We start from the raw sequence: 15,024 nt of genomic DNA on the forward strand, positions 1-15,024 counted from the left end.
GTTTGCATCGCTCTGCAGATTTGCGCTGTATCAAGCAAACGATAATTCCTCTTATTCAAACTCCCCCGCCCTGTTAGACTTTGCGCCTTCATTTTTGCCCGTCCGCAGGATGTCTGATGCCCTCGCTGCCTCTTCGCTTGTCCGCACTGTTGCTGGCCCTGGGCCTGAGTGCCTGCGATGACGCCCCGCGTTTCACCAAGGCCGAGCCGGGGGAAGCGCGTTCGGGCGGTGCGGCGACCGTGCGCAAGAGCGATCAGAACGCCTTCTCCCTGCCATCGGCCAACTTGCCGCCCTCGCGGCGCGTGGACTTCAGTGTCGGCAACAGTTTCTTTCGCAGCCCGTGGGTGATCGCGCCGTCGACCACCACGGCGCGCGACGGCCTCGGCCCGTTGTTCAATACCAACGCCTGCCAGAACTGCCACATCAAGGACGGTCGCGGGCATCCGCCGGCACCTGATGCAAGCAATGCAGTGTCGATGCTGGTACGCCTGTCGATTCCCGACGCGCCGCCCTACGCCAAAGTCATCGAACAGCTCGGCGTGGTTCCGGAGCCGGTGTATGGCGGGCAGTTCCAGGACATGGCCGTGCCCGGCGTTGCCCCGGAAGGCAAGGTGCGGGTGGACTACACGCCGGTGCCGGTACGCTTCAAGGACGGCACTGAAGTCGAGCTGCGCAAACCGACCTTGCAGATCACTCAACTCGGTTACGGGCCGATGCACCCGGACACGCGTTTTTCCGCGCGGGTGGCGCCGCCGATGATTGGTCTGGGCCTGCTCGAAGCGATCCCCGAAGAGGCGATCCTCGCCAACGCCGCCGCCCAGGCGAAAGAGAACAACGGCATCAATGGCCGACCCAACCAGGTCTGGGATGACCAGTTGCAGAAAACCGTCATCGGCCGGTTCGGCTGGAAAGCCGGGCAACCGAATCTCAATCAACAGAATGTTCACGCGTTCTCCGGTGACATGGGCCTGACCACCAGCCTGCGCCCGTTCGACGATTGCACCGAGGCGCAGACTGCCTGCAAACAGGCGCCGAACGGCAATGGCCCGGACGGTGAACCGGAGGTGAGCGACAACATCCTGCGGCTGGTGCTGTTCTACAGCCGCAATCTCGCAGTGCCGGCGCGCCGTGGCGTCAACGATCCACAGGTGCTGGCCGGCAAGAATCTGTTTTTCCAGGCCGGTTGCCAGTCGTGCCACACGCCGAAATACACCACCGCCGCCGATGCCGCCGAACCGGAATTGGCCAATCAGGTGATTCGTCCGTACAGCGACTTGCTGCTGCATGACATGGGCGAAGGCCTGGCGGACAACCGCACGGAATTCAAGGCCTCCGGCCGCGACTGGCGCACGCCGCCGTTGTGGGGGATTGGTCTGACGCAAGCGGTCAGCGGTCACACCCAGTTTTTACATGACGGTCGCGCACGCAACCTGCTCGAAGCGGTGCTCTGGCATGGCGGCGAGGCGACGGCGGCGCAGCAACAGGTTTTGTCTTTCAATGCCGAGCAGCGCGCTGCGTTGCTGGCTTTTCTGAACTCACTTTAAATACTGTAAAAGCATCGGGAGCCCGACATGTTCCGTCCCAAGTTACTGTTCACCAGCCTTGCCGCGCTCGCCCTCGGCGCCTGCTCGCCGCAGGACCCGCAAGCGGTCACTTCGGCGGCGATCGCCAAATCGGTGATCCTGCCGACCTACACTCGCTGGGTCGAAGCCGACCGGCAACTGGCGGTCAGCGCCCTCGCCTACTGCCAGGGCAAAGAGACCCTGGAAACCGCCCGTGCCGACTTCCTTCACGCGCAGAAAGCCTGGGCCGAGTTGCAACCGCTGTTGATCGGGCCGCTGGCCGAGGGCAATCGCTCGTGGCAAGTGCAGTTCTGGCCGGACAAGAAAAACCTGGTTGGCCGTCAGGTCGAGCAACTGATCGTCGCCCAGCCGCAGATCGATGCCGCAGCGCTGGCCAAATCCAGCGTCGTGGTGCAGGGCCTGTCGGCTTACGAATACATCCTCTTCGACGCCAAGCCTGACGTCGCCAACGATGCGCAGAAAGCCAAGTACTGCCCGCTGCTGATCGCCATCGGCGAACGCCAGAAGCAACTGGCCGAAGAGATCCTGCAGGGCTGGAACAACACCGACGGCATGCTCGCGCAGATGAGCAAGTTCCCTAACCAGCGCTACGCCGACTCCCACGAAGCGATCGCCGATCTGCTGCGCGTACAAGTGACGGCACTGGATACCCTGAAGAAAAAACTCGGCACGCCGATGGGCCGGCAGAGCAAAGGCGTGCCGCAGCCATTCCAGGCGGATGCGTGGCGCAGCCAGTCGTCGCTGACGGCGCTGGAAGCCAGCCTTGCCGCAGCCAAAACCGTCTGGGAAGGCGTCGACAACAAAGGCCTGCGCGGTCTGCTGCCGGCCGAGCAGAAACCGTTGGCGGACAAGATCGATGCCGCTTATGCCGCTTCGCTGAAGCTGTTCGATAGCACCCAGCGTTCGCTCGGCGAAATGCTCGAGGACGACGCCGGGCGCCAGCAACTCAACGATATCTACGACAGCCTCAACGTCGTCCATCGCCTGCATGAAGGCGAGCTGGCCAAGGCGCTGGGCATCCAACTGGGCTTCAACGCCAACGACGGTGACTGATGAGGGCGAGTGCCATGCTGCGACGTCAGGTTCTGACTTTAGGTAGTGCACTGCTGGGAGCAGTGACGCTGGGCGGCTGGACGCTGTTCAAACGCAAGGATCAGAGCCCGCTGCTGCTGTCGGCGCGCGACGATACTGACGGCAAGCATTACGCCGTCGGCTATCGGCTCGACGGTACGCGAGTGTTCGCCACCCACGTCGGCCAGCGTTGTCACGACATCATCAATCATCCGACGCAGCCGCTGGCGCTGTTCGTCGCGCGGCGTCCGGGAACCGAGAGTTACCTGATCGACCTGCGCGACGGCAAGTTGCTGCAGACCGTGACCTCGCAGCCGGACCGGCACTTCTACGGCCACGCCGTGGTGCACAAGGACGGCGAATACCTGTACGCCACCGAGAATGACACGAGCGATCCCGGCCGTGGCCTGCTCGGTGTGTACAAGTTCGAAGGCGAGCGGCTGGTGCACACGGGCGAGATTTCCACCCATGGCCTCGGCCCGCATCAGGTGTCGTGGATGCCCGACGGCGAGACGCTGGTGGTGGCCAACGGCGGCATTCGCACCGAGGCGGAAAGCCGCGTCGACATGAACCTTAACGCCATGGAACCGAGCCTGGTGCTGATGCAGCGCGACGGCACGTTGCTGAGCAAGGAAACCCTCGCCCAGCAGATGAACAGCGTCCGCCACCTGGGCATCGCCAGTGACGGCACCATCGTCGCCGGTCAGCAATTCATGGGGCCGTCCCACGAGCGTTCGGAGCTGTTGGCGATCAAGCGACCGGGACAAGCGTTCGTGGCGTTCCCGGTGGCCGAGCAGCAGTTGCAGGCGATGGGGCACTACACCGCCAGCGTCGCGGTGCACAGCGATCTGCGTCTGGTCGCGTTGACGGCACCGCGCGGCAATCGCTTCTTTATCTGGGATCTGGACAGCGGCGAATTGCGCCTCGATGCGCCTTTGCCTGATTGCGCCGGCGTCGGTGCGGTAAAGGATGGCTTCGTCGTGACCTCGGGGCAGGGCCGTTGCCGTTACTACGATTGCCGCCAGGAACAACTGCTGGCCAAGCCGCTGGAATTGCCGGCGGGGCTCTGGGACAACCATCTTCATCTGATGGCCTGATACCCCCCATTTTTGAGATGGCCCCCCATCCTGTGGCGAGGGGATTTATCCCCGTTGGGTGGCGCAGCCGCCCTTAAAACTGCAATTGCGGTATGACTGAAGGATTCAGGGGGCCGCTTCGCAGCCCAGCGGGGATAAATCCCCTCGCCACAGGGTTCATATCCGGCCTTCACGTAATAACTGCCAGTTGGAATCCCCACCTGACTCGGAGTAATGTGCCCGCCTGTCTCATGATTTATCCAAGGAAATGGAAATATGCTGCGTCGCCGCATGCTGATCATGTTGGGTGTTGTTTTGCTGATCGTCCTGGTACTGGGCGGATACAAAGCCTTTTCGATCTACACGATGATCCAGGGCTTTTCCAAGCCCAAGCCGCCGATCAGCGTCGCCGTGGCCACTGCCGGCGAACAGCCGTGGCAGATGCGCCTGCCCACCGTCGGCACGCTCAAGGCCCTGCAAGGTGTCGACTTGAGTCTGGAAGTCGCCGGCACCGTCACTGAACTCAAATTCGAATCCGGGCAGAAGGTCAAGGCCGGCCAACCGCTGCTGCAGCTCGACAGCGCCGTCGAGACCGCTCTGCTGGAAACTGCCCGCGCCGACCTCGGTCTAGCGCAGCTTGATTTCGGCCGTGGCGCGCAACTGGTCGACAGCCGCGCGATCTCCAAAGGCGAGTACGACCGCCTCTCCGCCGTGCTGCAAAAGAACAAGGCCACGGTCAATCAGCTCAACGCATCGCTGGCGAAAAAGCGCATCCTCGCGCCGTTCAGCGGCACCATCGGCATCCGCCAGGTCGACGTCGGCGACTACCTCGCCAGTGGCACCAAAATCGCCACGTTGCAGGACTTGAGCAGCCTCTACGCCGACTTCTACGTGCCCGAACAAGCGGTGCCGAAACTCGCTATCGGCCAGCCCGTGCAGTTCACTGTCGCCGCGTATCCGGGACAGAACTTTGTCGGCAAGATCAGCGCGATCAACCCGATCGTCGAAAGCACCACGCGTAATATTCTGGTCCGCGCCACCCTCGCCAACCCCGACGGCAAGCTGCTGCCGGGGATGTTCGCCAGCCTTGAAGTGCTGCTGCCAAATCCGCAGAAGCACATCGTCGTGCCGGAAAGCGCGATCACCTACACCCTGTACGGCAACTCGGTTTACGTGGTCGGGCAGAAGAAGGCCGAGGACGGCAGCGTCGCCAAGGATGACAACGGCCAACCGCTGCTGATTGCCGAGCGGCGCTTCGTCGAGACCGGCGAACGCCGCGATGGCCTGGTGATGATCAACAAGGGCGTGCAGAGCGGCGAACAAGTGGTGACGGCGGGCCAGATCAAACTGGACAACGGTGCCCCTATCGCCATCAGCGACGACAAGACCCTCGGCGAGCAGAACAGTCCGCCTCGCGCCGACTGATCAAGGAATCCCCATGGCTTTTACCGATCCGTTCATCCGCCGCCCGGTGCTCGCCACCGTGGTCAGCCTGCTGATTGTTCTGCTGGGCTTTCAGGCCTGGAGCAAGCTGCCGCTGCGCCAGTACCCGCAAATGGAAAACGCCCTGATCACGGTGACCACCGCTTATCCCGGGGCCAACGCCGAAACCATTCAGGGCTACATCACCCAGCCGATGCAACAGAGCCTGGCCAGCGCCGAAGGCATCGATTACATGACCTCGGTCAGCCGGCAGAACTTCTCGGTGATTTCGATCTACGCGCGCATCGGTGCCAACACCGACCGCTTGTTCACCGAACTGCTGGCCAAGGCCAACGAGGTGAAGAACAAGCTGCCGCAGGACGCCGAAGACCCGGTGCTGAGCAAGGAGTCCGCCGACGCTTCGGCGCTGATGTACATCAGCTTCTTCAGCAAAGACCTGAGCAACCCGCAGATCACCGATTACCTGTCGCGTGTGATCCAGCCGAAACTGGCGACGCTGCCGGGCATGGCCGAAGCGGAGATCCTCGGCAATCAGGTGTTCGCCATGCGCCTGTGGCTCGACCCGGTGAAACTCGCCGGCTTCGGCCTCAGCGCCGCCGACGTGACTGCGGCGGTGCGCCAGTACAACTTCCTCTCCGCTGCCGGCGAAGTGAAAGGCGAGTACACCGTCACCAGCATCAACGCCAACACCGAACTGAAATCCGCGGAAGCCTTCGCGGCGATTCCGCTCAAGGTCGATGGCGACAGCCGCGTGCTGCTGCGTGATGTGGCGCGGGTGGAAATGGGCGCGGAAAACTACGACTCGATCAGCTCGTTCGGCGGCACGCCGTCGGTGTACATCGGCATCAAGGCCACCCCCGGCGCCAACCCGCTGGACGTGATCAAGGAAGTGCGCAAGCTGATGCCCGAGCTGGAAGCGCAGCTGCCTCCGAACCTGAAAAGCGAAATCGCCTACGACGCCACGCTGTTCATTCAGGCCTCGATCGATGAGGTGGTGAAGACCTTGTTCGAAGCGGTACTGATCGTCATCGTCGTGGTGTTCCTGTTTCTCGGCGCGTTGCGCTCGGTGGTGATCCCGGTGGTGACCATTCCGCTGTCGATGATCGGCGTGATGTTCTTCATGCAGATGATGGGTTACTCGATGAACCTGCTGACGCTGCTGGCAATGGTGCTGGCCATCGGTCTGGTGGTGGACGATGCGATTGTCGTGGTGGAAAACATCCACCGGCACATCGAGGAAGGCAAGACGCCGTTCGATGCAGCCCTGGAAGGCGCCCGGGAAATCGCCATGCCGGTGGTGTCGATGACCATCACCCTGGCGGCGGTGTATGCGCCGATCGGTTTCCTCACCGGGCTGACCGGGGCGTTGTTCAAGGAGTTCGCCCTGACCCTGGCCGGCGCAGTGGTGATTTCCGGCGTCGTCGCCCTGACGCTGTCGCCGATGATGTGCGCGTTTCTGCTGCGCCACGAAGAGAATCCCAGCGGCCTGGCCCATCGTCTCGACCGAGTCTTTGAAGGCCTCAAGCGCCGTTATCAAAGCATGCTGCATGGCACGCTGAATACTCGGCCGGTGGTGCTGGTGTTCGCGGTGATCGTGCTGTGCCTGATTCCGGTGTTTCTCAAGTTCACCAAGTCGGAACTGGCCCCGGACGAGGACCAGGGCATCATTTTCATGATGGCCAGCGCGCCGCAGCCGACCAACCTCAACTACCTGAGCACCTACACCGACGAATTCATCACCATCTTCAAGGAGTTTCCCGAGTACTACTCCTCGTTCCAGATCAACGGCTACAGCGGCGTGCAGGCCGGTATCGGCGGTTTCCTGCTCAAGCCATGGAATGAGCGCAGCCGCACGCAGATGGAAATCCTCCCCGAGGTGCAGAGCAAACTGGAGAGCATTCCCGGCCTGCAGATCTTCGGTTTCAACCTGCCCTCCCTGCCCGGCACCGGTGAAGGCCTGCCCTTCGAATTCGTGATCAACACCGCCAATGACTACGAGCTGCTGCTGCAAGTCGCCGAGCGCATCGAGAAACGCGCCATGGAGTCGGGCAAGTTCGCCTTCGTCGACCTCGATCTGGCGTTCGACAAGCCGGAAGTAGTGGTCGATATCGACCGCGACAAGGCTGCGCAGATGGGCGTGTCGATGCTCGACCTCGGCAGCACGCTGGCGACCTTGCTCGGCGAGGCGGAGATCAACCGCTTCACCATCGACGGGCGCAGCTACAAGGTCATCGCCCAGGTCGAACGGGCCTACCGCGACAACCCGGACTGGCTGAACAATTACTACGTGAAAAACACCCAGGGCGAATTGCTGCCGCTGTCGACCTTGATCAAGGTCAGCGACCGCGCACGGCCGCGCCAGCTCAATCAGTTCCAGCAGCTCAACGCAGCGAAGATTTCCGGTTTCCCGCTGGTGAGCATGGGCGAAGCCATCGATACCGTGCTGCAGATTGCCCGCGAAGAAGCACCGGCCGGGTTTGCCTTCGATTACGGTGGTGCCTCGCGCCAGTACGTGCAGGAAGGCAGCGCATTGTGGGTCACATTCGCTCTGGCGCTGGCGATCATCTTTCTGGTGCTGGCCGCACAGTTCGAAAGCTTCCGCGATCCGTTGGTGATTCTGGTCACCGTACCGCTGTCGATCTGCGGCGCGCTGATCCCGTTGTTCCTCGGCTGGTCGAGCATGAACATCTACACCCAGGTGGGGCTGGTGACGCTGATCGGCCTGATCAGCAAGCACGGCATCCTGATCGTCGAATTCGCCAACCAGTTGCGCAAGGACAAGGGCCTGAGCGCCCGTGACGCGGTGGAGGAAGCGGCAGCAATTCGCTTGCGCCCGGTACTGATGACGACGGCGGCAATGGTGTTCGGCATGGTGCCGCTGATTCTGGCAACCGGCGCGGGCGCCGTGAGCCGCTTTGATATCGGCATGGTGATTGCCACAGGGATGTCGATTGGCACGTTGTTTACGTTGTTCGTGCTGCCGTGTGTTTATACCTTCCTTGCTAAGCCAGATGCCAGATAAGCACATTTCCCTGTGGGAGCGAGCCTGCTCGCGAATGCGGTAGTTCAGTTGAATCGATGTTGATCGTTCCCACGCTCTGCGTGGGAATGCAGCTCGGGACGCTCCGCGTCCCATTGGAACGCGGAGCGTCCTTTGAGGCGTTCCCACGCAGAGCGTAGGAACGATCAAGTAAGATCAAAAGATCGCAGCCTTCGGCAGTTCCTACACAATCCGTATTCCAAATAAAAGGCCTCGCAATTGCGAGGCCTTTTATTTGGGCTTGAATCGTTTCAACTGGCTGGCCTCATCCCTTGAGACAGTCCGAACATGAACAACAGCAGATCATGATCGGGCTGGGTCGCCACGGAAGCCTTGGCCACCCGTGGAACCGAACAATGAGCGTCGTTCCCGGACGCCCCTATGACCTGCATGCGCGGCTGCTCCCAGGCAGCCACCGCCAGTGAAGCAACTGCCAAGGCCCCGATCAGGAACAAACCTCGTGCAATTTCGAGTTTCATCGCTATAAACCTTTGATAGCGCTGCCAAACGCCGTCTCATAAAAGTAGACGAGTTTCTTCCAGTCGGCATCGCGGAACGACGAATGGCGACGCAGTTGCTTCATGTCATGCTGCGCGGCGCGATAGGGGGTCAGACGCTGGCGGCACTTCTCCAGATCGATCAACGCCACTTCAACCTGCGCTGCTTCGCCCTCGCCGGTGACGCGAACGAAAACGTGCTTGATGTAAATGCAGCTGTGCTGCCAGCGGCCCTTGTGCATGCGCGCCAGGTTCTCGGCGAGGTCCTTGAGGACTTTCTCGTAAACCACGTCGCCACACTGATCGCGACCACCGGCAGCGGCCAGCCAGTGTTCCAGTTCCTGGAAACCGTCGAGGGATTTGGTGACAAGCAGCGCGCGCCATTTGTGCTGCGGATCCGGCTGGGCGCCGCAAAAGACGATCTGCGGTACGCGCACGCCGAGTTTGCTAACGCCAGTCAGGGCGTCGAGTTCACGCAATACGGTCGGGCGACCGAAGGGGTGCAACCAACTGCGATAGATGTGCCCGGTCTGGCGCTTGGCGTACAAAAGCTGCCCGTCACGGTCGACGATGCGCTGCACCCCGCTTTCGCCACCACGGCGCACATTGGGCTCTTCAACCCATTCGCCGCGCTGGTTCCAGTAATAATCGAAACGATCCTGGGGAGCGACATCCGCTTCAACCGCTGCTTGCACTGCCATCCTCTACCTCTTGCGTAATACGTAAACTCGCCACATCGCATAGAGCGGTATGAAGTCCAGTTGTTCCTGAATGCGGAAACCCGCCTGTTCAAATTCTTTCTCGATCGTCGCCGCCGGAATCAGAAACCGATTCTGGTAATCATGACTTGGCCGATCCCGCTCGGCACGCTTGCGCTTCCAGGCCTTGAAATTGCCGTCGACCCACAACGAAACAATCACGCTGTCGCGGGTCACCCGCTCGAACTCGCGCAGGATCACCCGACGGTGCTCGGCCTCGCCGATGTGGTGCAACAGACGCATGCAAAAGATGCTGTCGACCGAGTTATCCGGCAGAGCGATATCGAATGCCGAGGTGTGCAGCGGTTGTACACGCTTGACCACCTCGGCCGGTTGTCCCTGCATCGCGGTCTTGATCATCGACTCGGAATTGTCCGCGCCGATGATCACCCGGTTGGGCTTCTCCGCGAGCATTGGCCAGAAACGCCCGGCACCGCAGGGCAGATCCAGCACCAGCCCGGGATCTCCCGCCAGCGCCAAGGCCTTGCGACCGACTTGCTCATCGCGCAAGTGCGACAGGCGGCGACCGAGGCTTTGCTGGTGCTTGCGCAGATATCGTTGTGCGTGTTGGTCGTCGTACTTTTCGGAAAAATCGAGCTTGATCGGGCCGGCCATCATCTGGACTCCTGTTCTGATGACGCCACCTTAATCAGCGGCGTGTCAGCGTCAGGTCATCCAATTGTGAAAAATCTGTCAGGTAAATCCGTAAATTATTACAACGTTATACAGGATTCAGACAGGTGTACGGGAGTAGCCTCGAGCCACTATTTGCTGGCATTCACGCCAAGATCTACCTCGAATCGGCAGCCATTGGGGTCCATCGTGCTCAAGCTGACCGTCCAGCCCTGGTTTTCGCAGATACGCTGCACAAGCGACAAACCCAGGCCCAGCCCTTCGCCACGCTTCTCGCTGCCGCGCACAAAGGGCTCGAACATCGCCTCGCGTTTTTCCTCGGGAATGCCCACGCCCGAATCCTCAACGACGAAACCGTTGGCGGTGAGCGTCAGGCGAATGAAACCCTGTTCGGTGTAATGCAGTGCGTTACGCAAAAGGTTACCCATCACCGCGTTCAGCAAGGTCGCGTTGTAGCGAGTATCCGCTGGGGTGCCCGGCTCGAATATCAGTGTCAGCCCCTTGCGCTCGATCGGCTCACGCCACAGGCACAGCAGGCTCTCGGCCACCTGTGTGAGGTTCTGCTGGGGCGCCGCTGCGGCCTCTTCGTTCTGCGTGCGCGCCAGCATCAGGAAGGTCTGTACCAGTTCGCGCATCTCCTCGCTGGCCCGGGCAATGCGCTCGACCTGGGCGCGACCGCGCTGATCGACTCCGGGGTTTTCCAGCAGCAGTTCGCAGGAACTGGCCAGGACCATCAGCGGCGTGCGCAATTCATGGCTGACGTCGCTGGTGAACAGACGTTCGCGGGTCAGTGCCTGACGCAAGCGCCCCAGGGTGGCATCGAACGCCACCGCCAGTTCACCGACTTCATCCGCCGCGTAGTCCGGCGCCAAGGGCGGCGCCAGCCCGAGCAGTTGGTCGCGATGCCGGACCTGCCGCGCCAGGCGCACCACCGGCGCCATCACCTTGCGCGCGAGCACCCAGCCGAGAAATACCGCCAAGGCCAGGCTGAGCACGAAGCCCACCAGCACCACCGCAAACAGCACGCGCTCGCGCTCTTCGAAATCGCTTTGGTCCTGCAGCAAGACATAACGCCGACCATCCACCACTTCGACCATGGCGTGATAGGACAGCTGCTCGCGAAAGACCTCATGGAAACCGGCATCGAGGTGACGCAGATCCTTGGGCAGGTCGAAATCCCCCGGCCCGCCACTGAAGTAGAACAACTGATCCGGCTCGGGCCGATGGCTCCAGTCGGAGACATTGTCCATCAGCAGCAAACGTTGCAGGTCGCCGCCCAGCCCTGCGGAAATCAGTTTCTCTTCCACCAGGTGCACCGTCGCAACGATGCCCATGGCGAAAGCGCCGGCGACCAGTGCGCTCATCAGCGCAAAGGCGATGATGATCCGCTGGGAAAGACTCTGCTTAAACTCCATCTCGCCCCTCGGCCAAGCGATAACCGACACCGTGCACGGTGTGCAGCAGTGGCTTGGCGAATGGCTTGTCGATCACCTGGCGCAATTGGTGAACATGGCTGCGCAGGCTGTCGCTGTCCGGGCAGTCATCGCCCCAAAGCGCTTCTTCGAGAATCTCCCGACGCAGCACGTGCGGGCTCTTCTGCATCAACACCGCGAGCAGCTTGAGACCCACCGGGTTGAGTTTGAGCAGCTTGCCTTCGCGGGTCACTTCCAGGGTGTCGAGGTCGTAGCTCAGGTCACCGACCTGCAACGCCCGGCGACCGCCGCCCTGAGCACGGCGCATGACCGCTTCGACGCGGGCCGCTAGCTCGGACAGCGCAAACGGTTTGATCAGGTAATCGTCGGCGCCGGACTTGAAGCCCTGCAGACGGTCGTCGAGTTGATCACGGGCGGTCAGCATGATCACCGGCGTGTCACGCCGGGCGTCTTCGCGCAGGCGTTTGCACAAGGTGTAGCCGTCGATGCCGGGCAGCATGATGTCGAGCACGATCAGATCGTAATGCTCGGTCGCCGCCAGATGCAGACCGGACAGACCATCCTGGGCGCAATCGACGGTATAGCCCTTGAGGCCCAGGTAGTCGGCCAGATTGGCCAGGATGTCGCGGTTGTCTTCGACCAGCAGAATTCGCATGGGCACCTCCTCCGAACGGGGTAACGGCCGTCTTGGCCCGCGCAGCTTACGGCCAAGAGCGGCTGAGGGCTAGGGGCGTTTTTCGATAAACCTGCGCTGCGCGCTGCGACGTTTTTTTCACTTTCGGTTAACAAATCGCCGACGCCAGCGCGCGCAGACTCCGCGCGATTACGCTCTCTCCTCCGTTCATCGACCAAGGAACCTGCCATGGTGTCGACCTCTGCCCTTCCCGCTTCAAGACCGCTGAACTGGTGGTTGTGTCTGGGCATTCCCGCAGCGGCGGCGATCATTCTGCTGTTGCTCGAACTGACCGATCTGGACATGGTTCTGGCGCAAATGTTCTACGACCCGGTCGCCGGGGATTTCATCGGACGGCACAGCTTTTTTCTTGAAGACATCCTGCATGACCGGGCGAAACAGCTGGTGATCGGCTTCTCGGTGTTTGCCATTCTGGGTTTCATCGGCGCGTTTTTCATCGAACGGCTGAAACCGTTCAAGCGTGAATTGGGCTGTCTGGTGCTGTCGCTGGGGCTGGCGACTTCGTTTGTTACTCCAGTCAAAGCCGTCACCGCCGTGCAGTGCCCATGGAGCCTGGAGCAATTCGGCGGTCACGAGACCTACAGCAAACTCATGGAACATCGCCCCGCCACGGACAAGCCGGGACGTTGCTGGCCGGGTGGCCATGCGGCGACCGGGTTCACCCTGTTTGCACTGTTCTTCGTGCTGCGCGACCGCCGTCCACGACTGGCGCGGCAGGCGTTTGTGTTCGCCTTTGCGCTGGGTTCGGTGTTCTCGATCAGTCGCATGATGCAAGGCGCGCACTTCTTTTCGCACAACGTGTGGACGGCGATTTTCTGCTGGCTGATTTGCCTGGGGGCTTATTACTGGGTGCTGTATCGCCCGGCTGGCAAGACTTCGACGGCGATGAACACACAGCCGATCAATGCCTGAAATAAAGCACCTGTGGGAGCGAGCCTGCTCGCGAATTGTCGGCTCAACTGGCTTGCATGTCGGATGACAGACCGCTTTCGCGAGCAGGCTCGCTCCCACAGGGGGATACCAGTGAGCTTCGAAATTGGGGTAATAAAAAACCCCGCTGACTTTCGCCAGCGGGGTTTTGCGTTACAGGGCCGAGGCTGGCTTACATCATGCCGCCCATGCCACCCATGCCGCCCATGTCTGGCATACCGCCGCCAGCTGCACCTTCTTTCTTCGGTGCGTCGGCAACCGCTGCTTCGGTGGTCAGGATCAGACCGCCGATCGAGGCTGCAGCTTGCAGAGCCGAACGGGTTACCTTGGTTGGGTCAAGGATGCCCATTTCGATCATGTCGCCGTATTCGCCGGAAGCAGCGTTGTAACCGAAGTTACCTTTGCCGTTCTTCACTTCGTTGACGACTACGCTTGGCTCGTCACCGGAGTTGGCAGCGATCTGACGCAGCGGCGCTTCAACAGCGCGACGCAGCACAGCGATACCGACGTTCTGGTCAGCGTTGTCGCCGGTCAGCTCGGTCAGTGCTTCCAGAGCACGGATCAGCGCCACGCCACCGCCAGGTACCACGCCTTCTTCAACGGCTGCGCGGGTTGCGTGCAGGGCGTCTTCAACGCGGGCTTTCTTCTCTTTCATTTCAACTTCGGAACCAGCGCCAACCTTGATCACTGCAACGCCGCCGGACAGCTTGGCCAGACGCTCTTGCAGTTTTTCACGGTCGTAGTCCGAGGAAGTTTCGGCAACCTGGGCGCGGATCTGGGCGATGCGGCCTTCGATGTCTGCCTGCACGCCAGCACCGTCAACGATGATGGTGTTTTCCTTGGACAGGGTTACGCGCTTGGCGTTACCCAGGTGCTCCAGGGTGGTGCTTTCCAGGCTCAGACCGATCTCTTCGGAGATAACGGTACCGCCGGTCAGAACAGCGATGTCCTGCAGCATGGCCTTGCGACGGTCGCCGAAGCCCGGTGCCTTGACGGCAGCGACTTTGACGATGCCACGCATGTTGTTCACAACCAGAGTCGCCAGGGCTTCGCCTTCAACGTCTTCGGCCACGATCAGCAGTGGACGGCCGGCTTTGGCAACGGCCTCCAGCACTGGCAGCATTTCGCGGATGTTCGAGATCTTCTTGTCGACCAGCAGGATCAGCGGGCCGTCGAGCTCGGCAACCATGGTGTCCGGCTTGTTGACGAAGTATGGCGACAGGTAGCCACGGTCGAACTGCATGCCTTCTACAACCGACAGTTCGTTTTCCAGGCCCGAGCCTTCTTCGACGGTGATCACGCCTTCTTTACCGACTTTTTCCATGGCTTCGGCAATGATGTCGCCGATGGAGTTGTCGGAGTTGGCCGAGATGGTGCCGACCTGAGCGATGGCTTTGAAGTCAGCGCATGGCTTGGACAGGGCTTTGAGCTCTTTGACAATGGCGATGGTCGCCTTGTCGATGCCGCGCTTCAGGTCCATCGGGTTCATGCCGGCAGCGACGGCTTTCAGGCCTTCGTTGACGATCGACTGAGCCAGAACGGTAGCGGTGGTAGTACCGTCACCAGCGTCATCGTTGGCACGGGAGGCAACGTCTTTGACCAGCTGCGCGCCCATGTTTTCGAAGCGGTCATCCAGTTCGATTTCTTTGGCGACGGAAACGCCGTCCTTGGTGATGGTCGGAGCGCCGAAGCTCTTCTCGATAACCACGTTACGGCCTTTCGGGCCCAGGGTCGCTTTTACCGCGTCAGCCAGAACGTTGACGCCTTTGAGCATCTTGGTGCGGGCGGCATCGCCGAACTTAACTTCTTTAGCAGCCATGATCGATATTCCTTAAATACTTTGTAGTAACGGGAAAATGAACGGGA

At 61.1% G+C, this 15,024-nt stretch carries 12 protein-coding genes; 6 read left to right on the top strand and 6 right to left on the bottom strand.

Translation table 11 applies throughout. The features are described 5' to 3' along the window. Positions 1-116: 116 nt before the first annotated feature. From AB4O12_RS15555 to AB4O12_RS15575, 5 genes are all read left to right on the top strand, one after another. Positions 117-1,544: a di-heme oxidoreductase family protein gene (locus AB4O12_RS15555; protein WP_460059016.1), complete on the top strand. Its 1,428-nt coding sequence runs from the start codon at positions 117-119 to the stop codon at positions 1,542-1,544. 27 nt (positions 1,545-1,571) lie between these two features. After that, positions 1,572-2,636, top strand: a complete 1,065-nt coding sequence (locus tag AB4O12_RS15560) for an imelysin family protein (RefSeq protein ID WP_460059018.1) — start codon at positions 1,572-1,574, stop codon at positions 2,634-2,636. 14 nt (positions 2,637-2,650) lie between these two features. Next, positions 2,651-3,751: a DUF1513 domain-containing protein gene (locus AB4O12_RS15565; RefSeq protein ID WP_056789981.1), complete on the top strand. Its 1,101-nt coding sequence runs from the start codon at positions 2,651-2,653 to the stop codon at positions 3,749-3,751. Between the two features lie 255 nt (positions 3,752-4,006). After that, positions 4,007-5,155, top strand: a complete 1,149-nt coding sequence (locus tag AB4O12_RS15570; RefSeq protein WP_460059020.1) for an efflux RND transporter periplasmic adaptor subunit — start codon at positions 4,007-4,009, stop codon at positions 5,153-5,155. Between the two features lie 13 nt (positions 5,156-5,168). Continuing rightward, on the top strand, positions 5,169-8,195 hold the full coding sequence (locus tag AB4O12_RS15575) for a multidrug efflux RND transporter permease subunit (protein WP_252884770.1): 3,027 nt from the start codon (positions 5,169-5,171) through the stop codon (positions 8,193-8,195). Between the two features lie 269 nt (positions 8,196-8,464). Here the strand turns inward: AB4O12_RS15575 and AB4O12_RS15580 are convergent, their stop codons facing one another. The 5 genes from AB4O12_RS15580 to colR all read right to left on the bottom strand — a co-directional run bounded on the left by AB4O12_RS15580 (position 8,465) and on the right by colR (position 12,189). Beyond that, positions 8,465-8,692, bottom strand: coding sequence for a hypothetical protein (locus tag AB4O12_RS15580; RefSeq protein WP_041479852.1), 228 nt, complete (start codon positions 8,690-8,692; stop codon positions 8,465-8,467). Between the two features lie 2 nt (positions 8,693-8,694). Continuing rightward, positions 8,695-9,411, bottom strand: coding sequence for a lipopolysaccharide kinase InaA family protein (locus tag AB4O12_RS15585; RefSeq protein ID WP_024014147.1), 717 nt, complete (start codon positions 9,409-9,411; stop codon positions 8,695-8,697). A gap of 3 nt (positions 9,412-9,414) precedes the next feature. After that, positions 9,415-10,083: a class I SAM-dependent methyltransferase gene (locus tag AB4O12_RS15590; RefSeq protein ID WP_041480029.1), complete on the bottom strand. Its 669-nt coding sequence runs from the start codon at positions 10,081-10,083 to the stop codon at positions 9,415-9,417. A 149-nt stretch (positions 10,084-10,232) separates the two neighbouring features. Beyond that, positions 10,233-11,516, bottom strand: a complete 1,284-nt coding sequence (locus AB4O12_RS15595) for a sensor histidine kinase (protein ID WP_252886731.1) — start codon at positions 11,514-11,516, stop codon at positions 10,233-10,235. Then, positions 11,506-12,189, bottom strand: coding sequence for a two-component system response regulator ColR (gene colR / locus AB4O12_RS15600; protein WP_041479855.1), 684 nt, complete (start codon positions 12,187-12,189; stop codon positions 11,506-11,508). Before colR ends, AB4O12_RS15595 begins: the two co-directional genes overlap by 11 nt. 207 nt (positions 12,190-12,396) lie before the next feature. Between colR and AB4O12_RS15605 the strand changes: the two genes are divergently transcribed. Further along, positions 12,397-13,140, top strand: a complete 744-nt coding sequence (locus tag AB4O12_RS15605; protein WP_460059024.1) for a phosphatase PAP2 family protein — start codon at positions 12,397-12,399, stop codon at positions 13,138-13,140. A gap of 190 nt (positions 13,141-13,330) precedes the next feature. On the opposite strand, the gene groL is transcribed toward AB4O12_RS15605, so the two are convergent. Continuing rightward, positions 13,331-14,977, bottom strand: a complete 1,647-nt coding sequence (gene groL, locus AB4O12_RS15610) for a chaperonin GroEL (protein ID WP_016773419.1) — start codon at positions 14,975-14,977, stop codon at positions 13,331-13,333. Between the last annotated feature and the right edge of the window lie 47 nt (positions 14,978-15,024).

The sequence above is a fragment of the Pseudomonas sp. S2_A05 genome (assembly GCF_054668485.1).

Bases quoted from the DNA above. Each gene is read 5' to 3' on its own strand.
- AB4O12_RS15580 (WP_041479852.1), bottom strand. From the start codon at position 8,692: ATGAAACTCGAAATTGCACGAGGTTTGTTCCTGATCGGGGCCTTGGCA.
- AB4O12_RS15585 (WP_024014147.1), bottom strand. From the start codon at position 9,411: ATGGCAGTGCAAGCAGCGGTTGAAGCGGATGTCGCTCCCCAGGATCGT.
- AB4O12_RS15595 (WP_252886731.1), bottom strand. From the start codon at position 11,516: ATGGAGTTTAAGCAGAGTCTTTCCCAGCGGATCATCATCGCCTTTGCG.
- AB4O12_RS15565 (WP_056789981.1), top strand. From the start codon at position 2,651: ATGCTGCGACGTCAGGTTCTGACTTTAGGTAGTGCACTGCTGGGAGCA.
- AB4O12_RS15590 (WP_041480029.1), bottom strand. From the start codon at position 10,083: ATGGCCGGCCCGATCAAGCTCGATTTTTCCGAAAAGTACGACGACCAA.
- AB4O12_RS15570 (WP_460059020.1), top strand. From the start codon at position 4,007: ATGCTGCGTCGCCGCATGCTGATCATGTTGGGTGTTGTTTTGCTGATC.
- AB4O12_RS15560 (WP_460059018.1), top strand. From the start codon at position 1,572: ATGTTCCGTCCCAAGTTACTGTTCACCAGCCTTGCCGCGCTCGCCCTC.
- AB4O12_RS15605 (WP_460059024.1), top strand. From the start codon at position 12,397: ATGGTGTCGACCTCTGCCCTTCCCGCTTCAAGACCGCTGAACTGGTGG.
- AB4O12_RS15555 (WP_460059016.1), top strand. From the start codon at position 117: ATGCCCTCGCTGCCTCTTCGCTTGTCCGCACTGTTGCTGGCCCTGGGC.
- colR (WP_041479855.1), bottom strand. From the start codon at position 12,189: ATGCGAATTCTGCTGGTCGAAGACAACCGCGACATCCTGGCCAATCTG.
- groL (WP_016773419.1), bottom strand. From the start codon at position 14,977: ATGGCTGCTAAAGAAGTTAAGTTCGGCGATGCCGCCCGCACCAAGATG.
- AB4O12_RS15575 (WP_252884770.1), top strand. From the start codon at position 5,169: ATGGCTTTTACCGATCCGTTCATCCGCCGCCCGGTGCTCGCCACCGTG.